The 15,864-nt window shown below is 52.4% G+C and carries 15 protein-coding genes; 10 read left to right on the top strand and 5 right to left on the bottom strand.

Going from position 1 to position 15,864, the window contains the following annotated elements:
• Positions 1 to 79: 79 nt before the first annotated feature.
• Entirely contained in the window at positions 80 to 505 is a 426-nt protein-coding gene (locus tag ACSHSR_RS12445) for an HIT family protein (RefSeq protein ID WP_174539799.1), read from the top strand.
• Between the two features lie 106 nt (positions 506 to 611).
• A complete protein-coding gene (locus tag ACSHSR_RS12440) occupies positions 612 to 1,163 on the top strand; it encodes an AAA family ATPase (protein ID WP_054743863.1) in 552 nt (183 codons plus the stop codon).
• 80 nt (positions 1,164 to 1,243) lie between these two features.
• On the opposite strand, the gene ACSHSR_RS12435 is transcribed toward ACSHSR_RS12440, so the two are convergent.
• The 3 genes from ACSHSR_RS12435 to ACSHSR_RS12425 form a co-directional block, all read right to left on the bottom strand.
• A complete protein-coding gene (locus tag ACSHSR_RS12435; RefSeq protein ID WP_144159410.1) occupies positions 1,244 to 1,567 on the bottom strand; it encodes a hypothetical protein in 324 nt (107 codons plus the stop codon).
• A 106-nt stretch (positions 1,568 to 1,673) separates the two neighbouring features.
• Positions 1,674 to 3,911: a TonB-dependent receptor gene (locus ACSHSR_RS12430; RefSeq protein WP_479630798.1), complete on the bottom strand. Its 2,238-nt coding sequence runs from the start codon at positions 3,909 to 3,911 to the stop codon at positions 1,674 to 1,676.
• 26 nt (positions 3,912 to 3,937) lie between these two features.
• Positions 3,938 to 4,165: a hypothetical protein gene (locus tag ACSHSR_RS12425; RefSeq protein WP_025889504.1), complete on the bottom strand. Its 228-nt coding sequence runs from the start codon at positions 4,163 to 4,165 to the stop codon at positions 3,938 to 3,940.
• 325 nt (positions 4,166 to 4,490) lie between these two features.
• On the opposite strand from ACSHSR_RS12425, the gene ACSHSR_RS12420 reads away from it, so the two are divergent.
• The 4 genes from ACSHSR_RS12420 (at position 4,491) to ACSHSR_RS12405 (ending at position 7,969) form a co-directional block, all read left to right on the top strand.
• On the top strand, positions 4,491 to 4,823 hold the full coding sequence (locus ACSHSR_RS12420) for a hypothetical protein (RefSeq protein WP_107004677.1): 333 nt from the start codon (positions 4,491 to 4,493) through the stop codon (positions 4,821 to 4,823).
• Between the two features lie 66 nt (positions 4,824 to 4,889).
• Positions 4,890 to 5,264 (top strand): VOC family protein, encoded by a 375-nt coding sequence (locus tag ACSHSR_RS12415; protein WP_025889506.1) that lies wholly within the window; start codon positions 4,890 to 4,892, stop codon positions 5,262 to 5,264.
• A 106-nt stretch (positions 5,265 to 5,370) separates the two neighbouring features.
• Complete coding sequence (locus ACSHSR_RS12410) at positions 5,371 to 5,745, top strand: hypothetical protein (protein ID WP_115390490.1); 375 nt, start codon at positions 5,371 to 5,373, stop codon at positions 5,743 to 5,745.
• 187 nt (positions 5,746 to 5,932) lie between these two features.
• On the top strand, positions 5,933 to 7,969 hold the full coding sequence (locus ACSHSR_RS12405; RefSeq protein WP_144437496.1) for a DNA topoisomerase III: 2,037 nt from the start codon (positions 5,933 to 5,935) through the stop codon (positions 7,967 to 7,969).
• Positions 7,970 to 7,979: 10 nt separating this feature from the next.
• Here ACSHSR_RS12405 and ACSHSR_RS12400 read toward each other — a convergent pair whose 3' ends face one another.
• Positions 7,980 to 8,171, bottom strand: a complete 192-nt coding sequence (locus tag ACSHSR_RS12400; protein ID WP_144437497.1) for a DUF4250 domain-containing protein — start codon at positions 8,169 to 8,171, stop codon at positions 7,980 to 7,982.
• A 522-nt stretch (positions 8,172 to 8,693) separates the two neighbouring features.
• Here ACSHSR_RS12400 and ACSHSR_RS12395 point away from each other — a divergent pair.
• Together ACSHSR_RS12395 and ACSHSR_RS12390 are read left to right on the top strand one after the other, a co-directional pair.
• Complete coding sequence (locus tag ACSHSR_RS12395; RefSeq protein WP_025010504.1) at positions 8,694 to 9,866, top strand: porin; 1,173 nt, start codon at positions 8,694 to 8,696, stop codon at positions 9,864 to 9,866.
• 134 nt (positions 9,867 to 10,000) lie between these two features.
• A complete protein-coding gene (locus ACSHSR_RS12390; protein WP_479630797.1) occupies positions 10,001 to 10,768 on the top strand; it encodes a nucleoside-specific channel-forming Tsx family protein in 768 nt (255 codons plus the stop codon).
• 161 nt (positions 10,769 to 10,929) lie between these two features.
• Here the strand turns inward: ACSHSR_RS12390 and ACSHSR_RS12385 are convergent, their stop codons facing one another.
• The gene (locus ACSHSR_RS12385; protein ID WP_025010506.1) at positions 10,930 to 12,453 is read right to left on the bottom strand and encodes a sigma-54-dependent Fis family transcriptional regulator; all 1,524 of its coding nucleotides are present in this window, start codon (positions 12,451 to 12,453) and stop codon (positions 10,930 to 10,932) included.
• A 167-nt stretch (positions 12,454 to 12,620) separates the two neighbouring features.
• On the opposite strand from ACSHSR_RS12385, the gene ACSHSR_RS12380 reads away from it, so the two are divergent.
• Both ACSHSR_RS12380 and ACSHSR_RS12375 read left to right on the top strand, forming a co-directional pair.
• Positions 12,621 to 14,180 carry a flavocytochrome c gene (locus ACSHSR_RS12380; protein WP_025010507.1) on the top strand — a complete coding sequence of 520 codons (1,560 nt, stop codon included), beginning with the start codon at positions 12,621 to 12,623 and terminating at the stop codon, positions 14,178 to 14,180.
• Positions 14,181 to 14,206: 26 nt separating this feature from the next.
• Positions 14,207 to 15,844, top strand: a complete 1,638-nt coding sequence (locus ACSHSR_RS12375; RefSeq protein ID WP_025010508.1) for an HAL/PAL/TAL family ammonia-lyase — start codon at positions 14,207 to 14,209, stop codon at positions 15,842 to 15,844.
• The last annotated feature ends 20 nt before the right edge of the window (positions 15,845 to 15,864 follow it).

Below are 15,864 nucleotides of genomic sequence, written 5' to 3'. Positions count from 1 at the left end.
AGGGTCGGTGCAACCGGCCCTTTTTTGTGGTACACCAATAGCTTCCAAGCCAATCGGTTCGTCAGTATGGAGTGACAAGATGGATCTGAATTACGACAACAACAATATTTTCGCCCGTATTCTTCGCGGCGAGTTGCCCTGTATCAAACTCTATGAAGACGAGCATACTCTGTCTTTCATGGATATCATGCCGCAAACCAAGGGCCACTTATTGGTGTTGCCCAAAGAGCCGGCAGTGACCCTGTATCAGTTGTCTGATGAAGCGGCGGCGGCCTGCATGCGTACCGTCAAACTGATGGGCAAGGCAGTGGAAAAGGCCATGGGGATCCCGGGCTCCACTGTGTTCCAGCACAACGGCAGCGCCGCCGGTCAGAGTGTGCCCCATGTACATTTCCATGTGCTGCCCGGCCCGCTTAAAGGCCTGATGGAGCACGCGGCCCATCAGGGGGATATGGATGAGCTGCACACCATAGCCGACAGAATTCGCGCTTGTATCGGATCTTGAGTTGTTTTCCCCCGCCAGACAGCCGCCACAGGGCGGTTGTTTACTATTAGTGCTATCTCAATCTGCTTAAAGTCAGTTTGCCGTTGATGAGCAAAGAGAGGTTTGATTGCATAATCGCATTGTATTTACCGGTGGGCCGGGTTCAGGCAAGACGTCTGTCATCGACTTTTTGCAAAGCCTGGGTTATCCGAGTGCGCCGGAAGTCGGCCGTAAGGTGATAAAGGCTCAGCTGGCGCAAGCTGGAAGGGCGCTGCCCTGGGATGACAAGAGCGCTTTTCGTGATGCCATGGTTGATGAAGAGCTGGCGCGTTATCAAGCTTTCAGCGGCGATGACGGCATTATCTTCTTTGACCGCAGTATGCTGGATTCCTACGGTTATAGCCTGCTTGAGAACTTAACGATTCCCGAGAGTTTGCTGAGTCATTGCCGTGAGCTTGTTTATCACCCCAGGGTATTCATTTTTCCGCCCTGGCAAGCCATTTATGCCAATGATATAGAACGTAAGCAGGACTTCAGTGAAGCGGTGGCGACTTATCATGAGATGAAAAAAGCCTATAAGGCTTTCGGTTATGAGTTAATTGAAGTGCCCAGATGGTCGGTTGCGAAGAGAGCCGGTTTCATTTTGGCCAAGGTGAGCGAGGCACTGCAAACGCCCTAAGCCGTCGCTCACATTTTCTCCGTTACTTTCTGTTTCCCCAGCCATTCAACCAGAGGTTCCGGTTTAATCCCCGGGCCGACCTACCAAACGCTCAGTTTGAATATTGCCAATATCACAGCAGAGGTCAGCAGTCCAAGACCACCCAAAACACAAACCACTTTTTCCGGGTAGCGTGAACCCAGTTCGGGAAAGAGGATAGCGCCCAGGCTGAAGCTTGGGATCATCTCGTACAGTAACCCCATTCTCTGGTTGCTTGCCGGTGCAAATGGCGGCAGGTAGAAGTAACAGAGCAGATAAATAGCCAAGGTGACAATCGCGAGCCATTCATAGCCCAGAAAGGGCTCATCGGCCTTGAGCAGACGACGCAGCAGGACAATCATAATCGCCGCGATTAAAAGTAGCATGACACTTCCCTGTAAATAAAATGGCCGCCACAAACTACGGGATCCCAGATGAGCTGACAAGCGCAAAAGAGAAAAAGCGTCGCAGGGGCGACGCTTTTGAGGTTATTTACCAGCTCAGGTGGTAATTGATGGCAAAAGTGCGGCCACGGCCGTGATAGTCAAACATCTTCTCCGGGCCGTAAGTTGGGCTGTAGAAGTAAGCGGCTCGCTGGCCCCAAAGGGTGCTGTAGTCCTTGTCAAGCAGGTTTTCTATGCCATAGCTCAGGGTGCCGACCGGCAGTTCGATGGAGCCGAGCAGATCCAAAGTGGTATAGCTGCCTAACTCACTTCTCTGGCCATCATTTGCCTTGAAGCGATAGTCAGAGTCGGCGCTGAAGCTGTGCTCGGCCTGCAATCTTAACTGTTGGCTGTCACCGCGCCAGGCGATAAAGGCCGTGGCCTTGGAAGGTGAAGCATAGGTGACTGTCTCATCAATCCAGTCGGCGCCATTTTTGATTTCACTGCGAACCAGATGCAGGTTGCTGCCCACCTGCCAGGCGCTGCTGATATCGAAGTTCAGTTGGGCTTCCAGGCCATAGGTGCGTTTATCGTTGTCCTTGACTTCTATGGTCAGATCGCTGCGATTGACCTCAATCACCTTATCCGAGATGGCGTAATACAGACTGGCCTGGGCCTGCCAACGGTCGGCCAGATAGCGCCAGCCCAGCTCAAAGGAGTCGGTCTTGATGCCATCGAGGCGGGAATCATTGATATTAATGCTGTTGGTCAGCTGCAGATAACCATCGGCATCGGCCTGATAGCTGCCGCGACCATAGTATTTGGACAGATCCGGCAGCTCAAAACCCTGCGAGTAGGCGAGCCACAGTTGCTGATCCCGGCTCAATTTAGCCACCAATCCCAGGTTAACCAGGCCGACATGGTAGTCTGTGCTGCCGCCCTTGATAGCATCGGCGCCCGGCGCCTTACCCTGGGCAATCGCCACCTGTTGGTTATAGCCGATAAAGTCATCGACGTTGTTGTCCATCTGCTGATAACGATAACCTGCGTTGAGCACCAGATAGTCGTTGATATCCCAGCTGCCCTGCAGGAAGGCTGCGATGGACTCGACACTGAAGTCGACATATCGGCCTGTGGTGAACAGCTCCTTCATGGTCAAACCGCCACTCTGGTTGGCGGCGTCGAGATCAAAACTCATCTGATCCGAGTCGAAGCTCTCCTTGTCCCAGTCGATGCCCCAGGTGAGTTTGAGGCTGTCGCTGGGCTTGGATTCCAACACGGCTTTCAGGCCATATATGCCGGTGTTTTGTGACGAGGCCGAGAAGTTGTAAACCCCGAGGGTTTCACTGACGTAAGGGAAGGGGTGAAAGTCGAGATCTTCCTTGCGATAAAAGCCTTGCAGGTACAAGGTTTGGCCGAGAAAGTCCGCCTGGGTATAGTTGAGGTTCAGTAAGGTACGATCGGTTTTGGGGCTGCGATCGGCATTCAACCCCTTGCGGCTTTCGAGCAGGGAAGCATCTGAGGTAACGCCGCTGAAGTTTTCCCCCATATAGAGGCCGTGGTCGCCATCGGACTCATTATTGTAAAACTGCACCATGGCACTGAGGGTGGCATTGTTTGGCAGGCTCCAGTCCAGATTGGCCATCAGATCATAACCTTGGGTGTACTGCATGCCGGTTTGGGTGATATCCGGCATCACCTGATTGCCGCTGCCGTCGAACCACTGGCCATTTTCCTGCCAGGCGGCACTGAAACGTCCCTTGAGGGTATCGCTGCCTCCGGCCACGGCAAAGGCGGCGCGGTAATCCAAGTCATCACTGCCGTTAAAACCCGATTTGAAACCTGCTTCGGCTTCAAAGGTATCCAGGCTGTCGGCGGCTTTTTTGGTCACTATATTGATAGCGCCGCCCAAAGCACCGCCGCCATAGAGGGCTGAGGCGCCGGCCAAGACTTCAATGCGGGCGATGTTAAAGGGATCTATGCTGTCCAACTGGCGGCTGATCCCTCTGGAGGTGTTCATGGATACGCCGTCTATCAGCACCACCATGGCGCGGCCGCGCATGTTCTGACCAAAGTTGGTCCGGCCCTGGCTGGATACGTCCATGGAGGGAACCAGGGCGGCCAACATCTCTTTCACGCCTTTGCCGCTGTCTATCTGCTCGCGAATGCTGTTTTCATCGATTAGCCAAACCGTGCTGGAGAGCTCGCTTATCTGGGTAGGGGTACGGTTGGCGCTGACCACCATGCGCTCCATCTGAGCTTCTTCGGCCATGGCGGCCCCCATCAGCAGCAATTGACTGCTGACAGCAGCAGCGACAAGGCTCATCCGAACCATGGATTTGGGCATAACATTCTCCTAAACAACTCAAGGGGTTAAATGAGGCACCAGACAGGGACCCAGCAGGCAAACACCAGGCTGAGCGTCTTCTTGCCGGGTTGGTATCCCAAGGCTAAAGACAGCACCAAGCCTGGTGCCAACAGCAGGATCAACAGCCGGGCATCCAGCCCAAAACTGGCCAATACCAGCATGATTGCCAGCAAGACCAATCCCTCACACCAAAGCAGTTGGTTACAGCGCAACAACAGCGGGGACGTTTCCATATTATTTGGCCTCCTGAAAGATGTTGCATTTTAATTGCAAACAAGAATGGTTCGCAATTGAATTTACACTGAGTGATGGAAAAGTGAGCTTATGGAGGTATGAATATTTCCATAATTAAATCATGGGTATGTGAAGATATCTTCGAATAGTGCTTTGAAGAGGGACCGCAGTTGGGACACTTGGTTTTGACTGTCGGAAAAATAAGGGTTTGCTCTTGGCCTGGAAAGTCTCGACCGGGCTTTCATGGTTGATTTCAGCCGCTGATAGGGCATAGATTACGGCAAGGTAGAAAGGGAAATACTGAGAAAGGTTGTATTCAACACTATGGACAAGTTACTGGAAAATCTGTTTTCAAAGCGCGCTGATGAGCTGGATGCCTTGCTGGATAAAAGGGATGAAGCGGCATTTGATAATGCTTGGGTGCATTTAAATCAGCAAGTAGGCGAGGTTGATGCTCACTTGGATAACAAATTTGATAGCAAAGCGTTGTTTATAAAATTGTCCGAAGCGACCAATTGTCACGAGATATGCTGTTATATCACAGATGACCTGGAGCTGATTGAGAAAGCTCGGACCATGGGCTTGGAGTCAAGGTTTCTGGATTATTTAAAGCAAAGCTATCGGCAAGGTCAGGTGCCTTGCGAATGGTTAGGCTAAAAAACAGACTCGCTCTTGCATATCGGCGGCGTTGCCGGCTTGAGCAGATTTCAGGAGACTTGTTTGATGAAAGTGAAACGAATCGTAGCCAATGTGGCTGCTGCCGACCTGGACGCAGGTCAAGTATTTTATGAATCGATTTTTGGTCTTGAGCTGGTTATGGACCATGGCTGGATTAAAACCCTTGGCTCAGCTGAAGAGATGAAAATTCAAATCAGTTTGGCAACCGAAGGCGGCTCAGGGACGCCGGTGCCAGATCTCTCTATTGAGGTGGACAATCTTGATTTGGTGCTTCATCGGCTGAGAGCGCAAAACATAGAGATTGAATACGGGCCAATCTCAGAGCCTTGGGGTGTGCGCCGCTTTTATATCAGAGATCCGTTTGGGAAATTGCTCAATGTACTTCAACATGATCCGGATATACTCCTAACTTCAAATTGAATAGTGAATGATTTTACTTAAATAACCCATTGATTTCACTATGGCCACCCCAGGTGAATTGCTTTTACCCCGGGGCTGAGCGTCGGGCCAATAAGGAATGAAGCAGATGCAGTTACCCATAGAGTATTACTGGTTGAAAGCGCATAAATTTGCAGGACTCATGCCTTGGTGGTTTATCGATGAACCCGGCGGACCCGGGCTGAGAATGGAGTACCAAAAAGAAACCGGGGAGGACTTCTATCCCATCGCCAGGCGGCAAGATAATGACAGCGTCGCCGGGTTTAAAGTGATTGACGGCGAAATACAAAAAGAGCTGGTCTCTGTCCATTTAACCTGGACAGGAAAGCGCGAACAGCAAGGTTTTCCGACCAGGGCCGTGTACAAGGATATTTTTTCCTGGTTGTCAGAAGAAGTCCTTCCCGAAACAGCTGACTGGGTAAGTGAAGAATTCCTGGCGGAGTTTGAGGAGGAAAATAGATAGCTGCGCTGTGTTTAGTTGCTTTGTTTAGTTGCCTTGTTCAATCGCCTTGTTCTATCAACTTTGCCCAATCAAGCTTAGTTAATCATGCCATTACCCACAGAGGGTTTGCAGCCGACAGATGACTTGGCTAGAATTACTGTAATTTTATCCAGTAATACTGTTCAGTGACAGTCAAAGGACGCAGTGGATGATCCTCTATATCGCCGAAAAGCCTAGCCTTGGGCGCGCCATCGCCGAGGTGCTCCCCAAACCCCATCGCAAACATGAGGGCTATATCGAGCTTGGCAACGGTGATTGTGTTTCCTGGTGTATAGGTCATCTGCTGGAGCAAGCTGAGCCGGATGCTTACGATCCCGCCTACAAGTCCTGGCAGTTGGAACATCTGCCGATTGTCCCGTCCGATTGGCAGATTAAACCCAAAGCCAGCAGTCGCGGCCAACTCAGTGTCTTGCGTAAATTGATCAAGCAGGCCAGTGAGTTGGTCAATGCCGGCGATCCGGACCGGGAAGGGCAGTTGTTGGTGGATGAAGTGATTGCCCATCTTGGGGTCAAGGGCGATAAGTTGGCAGCGGTTAAACGCTTGTTGATAAGCGATCTCAACCCGCAGGCGGTAAAACGCGCCCTGGGGCAGATGCGCAGCAACCGCGAGTTTGTGCCATTGTCGACTTCGGCACTGGCGCGTAGCCGAGCCGATTGGCTCTACGGCATGAATATGACCCGTGCCTATACCCTGCAGGGGCGCAAGGTGGGCTATCAGGGCGTGCTGTCGGTCGGTCGGGTGCAAACCCCTGTGCTTGGTTTGGTTGTCCGGCGCGATCTGGAAATCGCTGCCTTTGTGCCCAAACCTTTTTATGAAGTACTGGCCCATCTTAGCACCCAAGAGGGGAGCTGTTTCAACGCCCGCTGGCAGCCCAGTGAGGCCTGTCAACCTTGGATGGACGAGGAGGGGCGGGTGCTCTCCCGCGGTTTGGCGATGAATGTGGTCGGCAGGATCACCGGCCAACCCGGCCGGGTTGACGAGCTGGAGCGCAAGCAAAGACACCAGGCACCGCCTTTGCTCTACAGTCTGTCAGCGCTGCAGATTGATTGCGCCAAACGCTTCGGTATGAGCGCCAAAGAGGTGCTGGATACGGCGCAGTCCCTGTACGAACGGCATAAATTGATAACCTATCCGCGCTCCGATAGCCGTCACCTGCCCAAGGCGCAGTTACAGCTGGCCCCGGCAGTCTTGAATGCCATTACCCAAGGGGCGGCAGAGCTGCTGCAAGGCTGTGAAGCGCCCAATCCCGCCCTTAAGTCCAAGGCCTGGAATGATGCCAAAGTGGACGCCCATCACGCGATAGTGCCTACGGAAAAGACGGCTAACCTCGGGGTTTTATCACAGCGTGAGCGTCAGGTGTATTTGCAGATCGCCCGTCAGTATTTGGCGCAGTTTTACCCTAATTATGAGTACCTTGAAACCCGCGCCGTGATCGACATTGTTGGAGGTTGTTTCGTGGCCAAGGCCAAACAGCCATTGAAACAGGGTTGGAAGCAATTGTTTGGCAAACAAAAAGCCGACGATGAAGCGGAAGATATTCAAACCAGCTTACCTGAGTTGACTCAAGGGCAGATACTGGATTGCCTTAAAGGTGAATTAGTGGAAAAGATGACCCAGGCCCCCAAGCATTTTACCGATGCCACACTGCTGGCGGCGATGACAGGAATAAGCCGCTATGTGAAAGACCCAGAGATCCGCAAAATTCTCAAGGAAACCGATGGTCTGGGCACAGAAGCGACCCGCGCCGGGATCATTGAACTCTTGTTTAAACGTGGCTTTTTGAAACGTCAGGGCAAGAGTATTTTGGCTACCGAGGCTGGCAGCGGGCTTATTCAAAGCCTGCCTGAAGTGGCCACCACGCCGGATATGACGGCGCTGTGGGAAAGTAGCCTGGATGCGATTTGTCACCGTGAGCTTAAATATCAGGCCTTTATGCAACCCTTGATGGCTAAACTGGGCGAGCTTATTGAGCAGGCCAAGGCACAACTGCCTACGGCCTTGAGTGGCGTGAAAAGTACAGGCTTCAAAGGACGTAAACGTCGCAGTGGCGCTTATGCCGGCAAGGCCGGTGCCCCCAAGGGCACAAGCACCAAGAAGAGCACTGGCGTTAAGACCGGAACCGGCAAGCGCAGCTATCGCTCAGCGACCAAGAGCAAAACCAAAGCCCAGTCCGCAACGTCCTGAGAACTTGGGGTTAATTCAAGCGTCGGTATTGGTTGGACAGGGCATGGTACTCGTATCCCAGTGCACTGAGCTTATGCTCGAGCTGGGCAGGTGACAGGTCAAGTTCGTAATAAAGTGCATCTCTGTCCGGGCAGTGCAGTCTCAGTTTCTCATTGACTATGCCCAGCAGTATTTCGGCGGGCAGATGTTGCAGGCTTTCCATATTCCCTCCAGGTGTCAGCGGTTGACTGTTCCATAATGCAATAGAGTTGGCTTGGGTTGCAAATCTTGCCCGAATATATTTAAAGTTTCATAAAATCAATATCTTAATAAAGCAATTTCATTTTCTATTCTCGGCGGTTTTGCCTTTGTTTTATCCCCCTTCTTTATCAACTCTTGTTACATCAAGCATTCGTGATGATTCGAACCGAGTCAGCTTTAACCGTATAAAAATCAAACCGTTACTCTTTCCTGTGTGGCAGTAAACTCTGCTCTTGCCGATACGCATGCATCTCTTTTGCTGCATAAACTGCTCGCTTGTTACAACGATATTTAATTCTTCTCACGGCATTTAACGCCCGCCAACCACGATATTTCACGATTTGTCGATCCAGCTCAGGAAACCAGGGGTTGGGATTGGCTTTTTAACAGCTGGCACGCAAACTGCATCCCTCGAGTAACACATAGAAATATGTCTAATAAATCAGCGTATTAAACGCATTTTACTTATAAAAGGGTAATGAATATGAACAAGAAGATCCTGGCACTTATGATCCCGGCTATGCTGGCGAGTGGCGCTTCTCAGGCTGTGGAACTGTATAACGATCAGACCAACAGTGTGAACATGATAGGTTGGTTGGGTTTTGCCGCCTTCAATGATGGTCATGAAACCTCTGTTATTGATAACTTCTCTCGCGTAGGTTTCCGTTTTGACCGTCAGGAGCGTAACGGTTGGCGCGCCTTTGCCCACACAGAGTGGGGCATCAACATGGTGACCAGCGATGACGGCCTGATCTACACCCAAGGCCAGGGCGGCGGTCAGATGCGTGCCGAGAAGAACAGTGACTTCTTGTTCAACCGCTTGGGTTATGTGGGTATGGCTCACGATAAGTGGGGTACTCTGACTTTCGGTAAGCAGTGGGGTGCATACTATGATGTGGCTTACACTACCGACGTGCTCAATGCCTTCACTGGTTGGTCTGTAGGTGCCTACACCTTTGGTGACGGTGGCCTGACCGGTGCCGGTCGTGCCGATGCAGCCTTCCAGTATCGCAATACCTTCTTCGGCAAGCTGCATATCGCCCTGCAGTATGCTTCCAAGCAAAATGACGATGTTGCCCTGTTTGACGAAAACGGCGCCGCTCTGAACGATGGCTCTGAGCTGAGCTTTGACTCCAGCTATGGTGCCAGCGTGACTTACTATGTGACCGATAAGTTCAAGGTTCTGGCCGGTTTCAACCGTGGCGACTTTGAAGGCAACCTGGCCGGTGTTGCCGTTGATGATACCAACCAGATCGTCGGTATCGGTGCCCAGTACGGCAGCTTCTACCAGTATGCTCCAGGCCGTGACGCCGATGGTTTGTACGTGGGCTTCAACGCTCACAAGAGCAAGCAAAACGAACTGGTTGGCGGCAGCCTGTACGATTCCACCGGCGGCGAATTCATCCTTGCTTACCAGTATGACAACGGCTTTGTTCCTTCTCTGTTGCTGAGCTATCAGGATCTGGACACAGATGCCAACACCGCCATCCAAGGCGATTGGACCCGCCAGTTTGCGGTTCTGGGTCTGCACTACCGTTACAGCCGTGACACTGTGATGTATGCCGAAGCCAAGATTGACTTCAGCAGCATGGATGACAAGTCCTGGGAAGATCTGCAGGACAACAACTATGCGGTAGGTATCCGTTACTTCTTCTAAGGGGCTCCCTGTATTTCCCTGCACAGGCCACCTTAGGGTGGCCTTTTTTTTATTCACGAGCTTATCCATTGCATAGGACAAGGGAAACTAGATGCCATCAAGGACATGAGTCCAGGGTGTGAAGGAGACTCTGATTGAACAAGGAAAAGATGAAACTCAATAGTAAAATAATCGGGTTGGCCGTTACCTTGCTTGGCGGTTTTGGCATGACTGATGCCGGCGCATCGACTCAAATAGAAGCCGGATATCTGGGCTTTACGAGTGCTACCCGTGACGATAATCCCGGAGCTTTCAACCAAAGCTTTGCGGCGCTCAGTCATTTCAGTCGTGACGAGCGCAACACTTTTTATCAGATGCTCAAGGTGGAAAACCCCGGTAAATGGGTAGCGGATAAACGGGTCGCCTTCAAGTCATTGACGGTTTGGCATTATCGGCTCAACGAAGAGCGTACCGCCCTGTGGCTGCAAAACTTTCTCGGCACCCATAAGCACCTGACCGAGGGCAATTTTTATCTCGGCTTGAAGCAGCATTTTGACTGCGGCGCGCTGCGTTTCAACCTGGGATTGGCGGGGCATTATACTGTGAGTCAGTCCAATCTGACCGATAAAGATTACTCAGGATTATCCGGCGTGGTGCTCAATGGCAACAGTTATTACGATTTGCCAGTGCTCCCCAAGGGCTGGAAATTAAACCTGGATTATACTGCGGCTTTTGGGCGTGACCGCGAGCATGCGGCTGTCTTTGGTTATGACGACGATTATGGTCATCAATTGTTTGCCGCTGTTTCCGGCCCATTGGCACAAGACTTGAGTCTCAAGCTGCAACTGACGCACTACAAGAGTTGGGGCACTGCTCCCAACGATGGCCTTGAGTACAGCTTCTCGCTGCGCTACGCTTTTTAACGCCACTGGTATATGCGCTTTCAAGCCCGTCGATGCGACAAGATGCAACGGCAGCAAGGTGCAATAAAAAGGCCGAAAGTGATGACTTTCGGCCTTTTATGTTATTTTTCCCCGTCGGAATGAGCTTGCTCCTGTCCAGAGTCGTTTGCTATGTCCTGTTTCTAAACGATCCCCAGTTTTTTCATCTTGCTGCGCAAAGTATTGGGGTTGATATCCAACAGCTCGGCAGCGCCGCCGGGGCCGTAGAGCTTGCCGCCGGTCACTTTAAGGGCGTGCTCTATGTATTTACGGGTCATGGTTTCCAGCGGTACCAGTTGATTGCCCGCATGGCTGGGGTCGACCACTATGGTCTGGCCGCTGGCGGTGGCCACGGCTTCGGTTTGCGGCGCCAGGAAACTGAAGTCCAGTGGTCCGGCCGGGTTTTGAATGATGGCCCGCTCCAGCACATTGATCAGCTCCCTGACATTGCCGGGCCAATTGTACTGACTGAGAATGGCCAACTGCTCAGGGCGGATACAGGGCAGTTTGATCAACTGGAATCGGGCGCTCAGCTGTTCAATAAAATGCTGCACCAACAGAGGGATATCTGTGCGCCGCTGGCGTAAAGAGGGGATGTCTATCGGGAATACCGCCAGCCGATACCAGAGATCCTCACGAAAATCCCCCTGATGCACCATGGCTTGCAGGTGCCTGTGGGTTGCCGCTATCACTCTGATGTTCAGGTGTACCTGTTCATGGCCACCGACTCGGGTAATGGTGCTGTTTTGCAGTACCCGCAGTAGTCTCACTTGAGCCGAGAGTGGCAGTTCACCAATCTCATCGAGGAAGATGGTGCCGCCGTTGGCCTGTTCAAAATAACCGGCCTTGCGCGATTCGGCGCCGGTAAAGGCGCCTTTCTCATAGCCGAACAGCTCTGAGTCGATAAGGGTCTCGGGAATGGCGCCGCAGTTGACTTTGACAAAGGGTTTGCCGGCCCTGGCCGAGAGTTCATGAATGGCGTTGGCAATCACCTCTTTTCCGCAACCGGTTTCCCCCAGCATCAGTACTGTGGTGTTGAGATGAGCAATGGATTGCACTTGTTGCATCACCTGTTTCAGCCCCGAGTTGGCACCGACCACACCGTTTTGCACATCCAGCGTGCGTTTGAGGCTAACGTTTTGTTTGGCCAGCGCCTGATTTTCCAGCAGCAGATTACGGCCTCTGAGGTTGAGGGCAGTGATCAGGGCAAAGGTACTCATCTGCGGCGCCAACATATCTGCGTGTCGGGGGCGGAAGGTGCCGGCACTCTTGGAGTAAAAGCCTACTATGCCCAAATGGGTATCTTCCATCGACATACGTAAAATGATCAGCGAGCGGATCCCGGGGATCACCTTGGGGGCAACCTGGGATGTCACGGGATCATGATCAATGTCGTTAACAATCCTCACCCTCGGCCTATCGGGATCTTCCAGCGTTTTGGCCAGTCCCTCAGGGAGGGAAACCTGGACATCAAGCGTGCTTGCCTGCGTTTCGCTGGCCTGGGCGATAAATTGTATATCATTGAATTCTTTTCGATAAATATTAATGAACAGGCCATCTAGTGGCACTGAGTCACGTACATAGTCGAAGTAGTGTTTAAGCGAGGTTTCCAACTGCAGGCTACTACAGAGCCGCCTGGTACACTCGTAATAAAAGTGTTTTTCCATTGATATTTCAAATAAACCGCGAAGTTTCGTGATTGTAGATCTTTATATTTCGTGATTCTGTGGCCGTAATCATAAATCTCCCCCTGAACACCTCTTTTGGGTTAGTTGGCATGGCCAGTGCAACTGGTTGACTGAGTTCTTTCCCTGCATGAAAGGAAAATAAGTACATGACAGAAAAACAGAAAATAGACAGTGGTCGTCGTCAGTTGCTCAAGGGCGGCGCCGCTCTGGCAGTGACCGGGGTGGGGATGGCTGTCAGCAGTGGTGCCATGGCCCAGTGCCGCGAACAGGCGCCGGAATCCTTTGATGAACTGGTAGACGTATTGGTAGTCGGCAGTGGCTTTGCCGGTATGGCAGCAGCCCTGCAGGCCCGTGAAGCCGGTGTCAGCGTAATGGTTATCGACAAGATGCCGGTTTTTGGCGGCAACTCAACCATTAATGGTGGTGCCATGGCGGTTGCCGGTTCTCCGTTGCAAAAGCAGGCCGGTATTGAAGATTCAGTGGATGCCATGGTGGCCGACATGTTGCGCGCAGGTCGTGGCATGAATGATGTTGAGATGCTCAAGCTGGTATGTAACGGCACGGCAGAATCCTGCCAGTGGCTGATTGACTACGGCGTCAAGTGGAAGCCTTTCGTACAGCATTTCGGTGGTCACAGTGTGCAGCGGGTACTGCAGACAGTAGAAAGCTCCGGCGCCGGTATCATACGTCCGCTGGTCAAGGCTGCCCGCGCCAAAGGCGTGATCATGAAAAATCAAACCAAGCTCGAATCTTTTATCCGTGATGCTGAAGGCCGCGTGATCGGGGTCGAGGTTCGTGAAGGTTATTATTTCCCACGGGAGCGGACAGGTAAGATACGCACCATAGGTGCCCGCAAAGGGGTGATCATGGCGACCGGCGGCTTTGGCCGGGATATCGAATATCGCATGATGCAGCTGCCTGAGCTGAACAATGATCTGGACTCAACCAACCATCCGGGTGCGACCTCTGAAGCACTGAAGCAGATGATGCTTCTGGGGGCCAACCCTATCCATCTGGATCAAATTCAGCTGGGCCCATGGGCATCACCCGATGAGAAAGGTTTTGGTACTGCATCCCAGTTCAACACCATTGCCACTTATCCTCACGGCATAGTGGTGGATGTACGCACCGGTGAGCGTTTCTTCAATGAGCTGGCCGACCGTAAGGCGCGTGCCGATGCCATCATGACCCGCAGAGATGAGCACAACAACCCTGTGTATCCCATTGGCTTTACCAATGCCGAAGGTGCCAAGAATGCCCAGACACTGGATTGGGGTATCAAGTACAAGGTGATCACCAAGGCCGACACGCTGGATGAACTGGCCAAGGCCTATGGTATGCCGGCCGACAAGCTCAAGGCGCAGGTGGCCCGTTGGAACGAAGCGGTCAAAAGCGGTGAAGACAAAGAGTTTGGTCGTCCAATGCAGGAAGCCATAGTGTTGGATAAGGGCCCATGGTACGCGGTGCGTATGTGGCCGAAAGTTCACTACTGCATGGGTGGTGTCAAGGTTAATACCAATTCTGAAGTCCTGCATCTGGTCAGTAACCAGCCGATTGCAGGCTTGTATGCGGCCGGCGAATCCACCGGCGGTATTCACGGTGCCAGCCGCCTCGGTGCCTGTGCTGTGGCTGAAGGTATTGTCACCGGCCGTAATGCCGGCCGTAACTGTGCCGCTGCCAAGCCGGTAGCACTGAAGCAAGCGTAACAAATTCAATAACAAGGAGTAAGATGATGAACAAATCTCTAATGCTGGCGTCGCTGACGCTGGGCCTGATGTCAGGCAGTGCTCTGGCAATGGAACAAGTGGTTCTGGATGGCAAGCACATGACTCAGGAACAAGCCTGGGCCATTGCCGATGGCGCCAAAGTCAAAGTAGCCTCTCAGGCACGCACCAAACTGGTTAAGTCTCACGAGTTGCTGATGGAAGCTGCGCGTCTGGGTAAGCCTGTCTATGGTCTGACTGTAGGTGTGGGCCTGAACAAAGACCACAAGCTGTTTGATGCCAATGGTGAGCTGAGTGCCGCCGTTATGGATGCTTCCCGTAGCTTCAACTACAGCACGCTGCGCGCTCACAGTGCCGGTGTCGGCGAGCCTATGCCAGTGCGTCTGACCCGTGTGGCTCTGGCCGTGCGTCTGAACACCATTCTGGCCGGTCAAACCGGGGTTCAGCCTGTGGTTGCCGACCTTTACGAAGCCTACCTGAACAAGGGTATTACTCCAGTTATCCCTTCACAGGGTACTGTGGGTGAAGCCGACATTCTGCTGGCCTCTCACGTCGGTCTGGCAATGATTGGTGAGTGGGAAGTGTTCTACAAGGGCAAGCGTGTCAGCAGCCGTGAAGCCATGGCCGATGCCGGAGTTCCTTTGCTGGAGCCTATGGGTAAAGATGCTCTGTCCATCCTGTCCAACAACGCAGTGGCTGTAGCCTATGCGATGAAGGGCTATCAGGATGCCAAGCACCTGCTGGAAGTGTCTCCAACCGTATTCGGTCTGAGCCTTGAAGGTTTGAATGGTAACGTGGCACCTTTCCTGCCACAAACCAATGATATCCGTCCTTTCCCTTATATTCAGGCAACCACCAAGGATATTCTGGCGCAGCTGGATGGCAGCTATCTGTGGCAACTGAATGATGAGCGTCCGCTGCAGGATCCTCTGAGCTACCGCACCACAGCCTACACTCTGGCCAGTGCCAAGAAAGCCCTGGTGGATCTGGGCGAAGTGATCGATATCCAGATCAACCACTCAGACGATAACCCTGCCGTAGTTCTGGGCGCATCCAAGGACTACAGCCAGTTCCCTCAGGTAGCCAAGTACATGGTTGAAGGCAAGGGTGGTGTGTTCCCAACCACCAACTTCGAGCCTCTGCCTGTTGCCCTGGCGGTACAGAACCTGAGCACTGCTTTGACTCACGTGTCTCACAACAGTGTAATGCGCACTATCCACCTGTCTGATGCCCACTTTACCCGTCTGAGCCGCTTCCTGGCCGGTCCGGAAAACAATGGTCATGCTTTCGGTGCAATCCAGAAAGCCTTCGTTGACATGCAGGTGCGTAACAAGCAACTGGCTAGCCCGGTTTCATTCGATGGTATCCAAATTGCCGGTAACATCGAAGACACTTTCACCAACCTGAAACTGGCTTCTGACAACCTGATCCAGATTGTTGACAACACCAACACCATCTATGGTCTGGAGCTGTTGCACTCTACTCAAGCTATCGATCTGCGTAAGATGCACGACAAGAGCCTGAAGCAGGGTAAAGCCACAGGCGCCATGTATGAAGGTTATCGTCAGAAAGTGCCTTTCGTAAGCAAAGATCGTCCTTTCACTCCTGACATTCAGGCGTCACACGACTTTATTGCCAACTACTGATAGAAGAGCGGGGCAGGTAA

The organism is Shewanella sp. VK101, from assembly GCF_056497865.1.
This window is presented reverse-complemented; position numbering and strand designations above follow the sequence as displayed.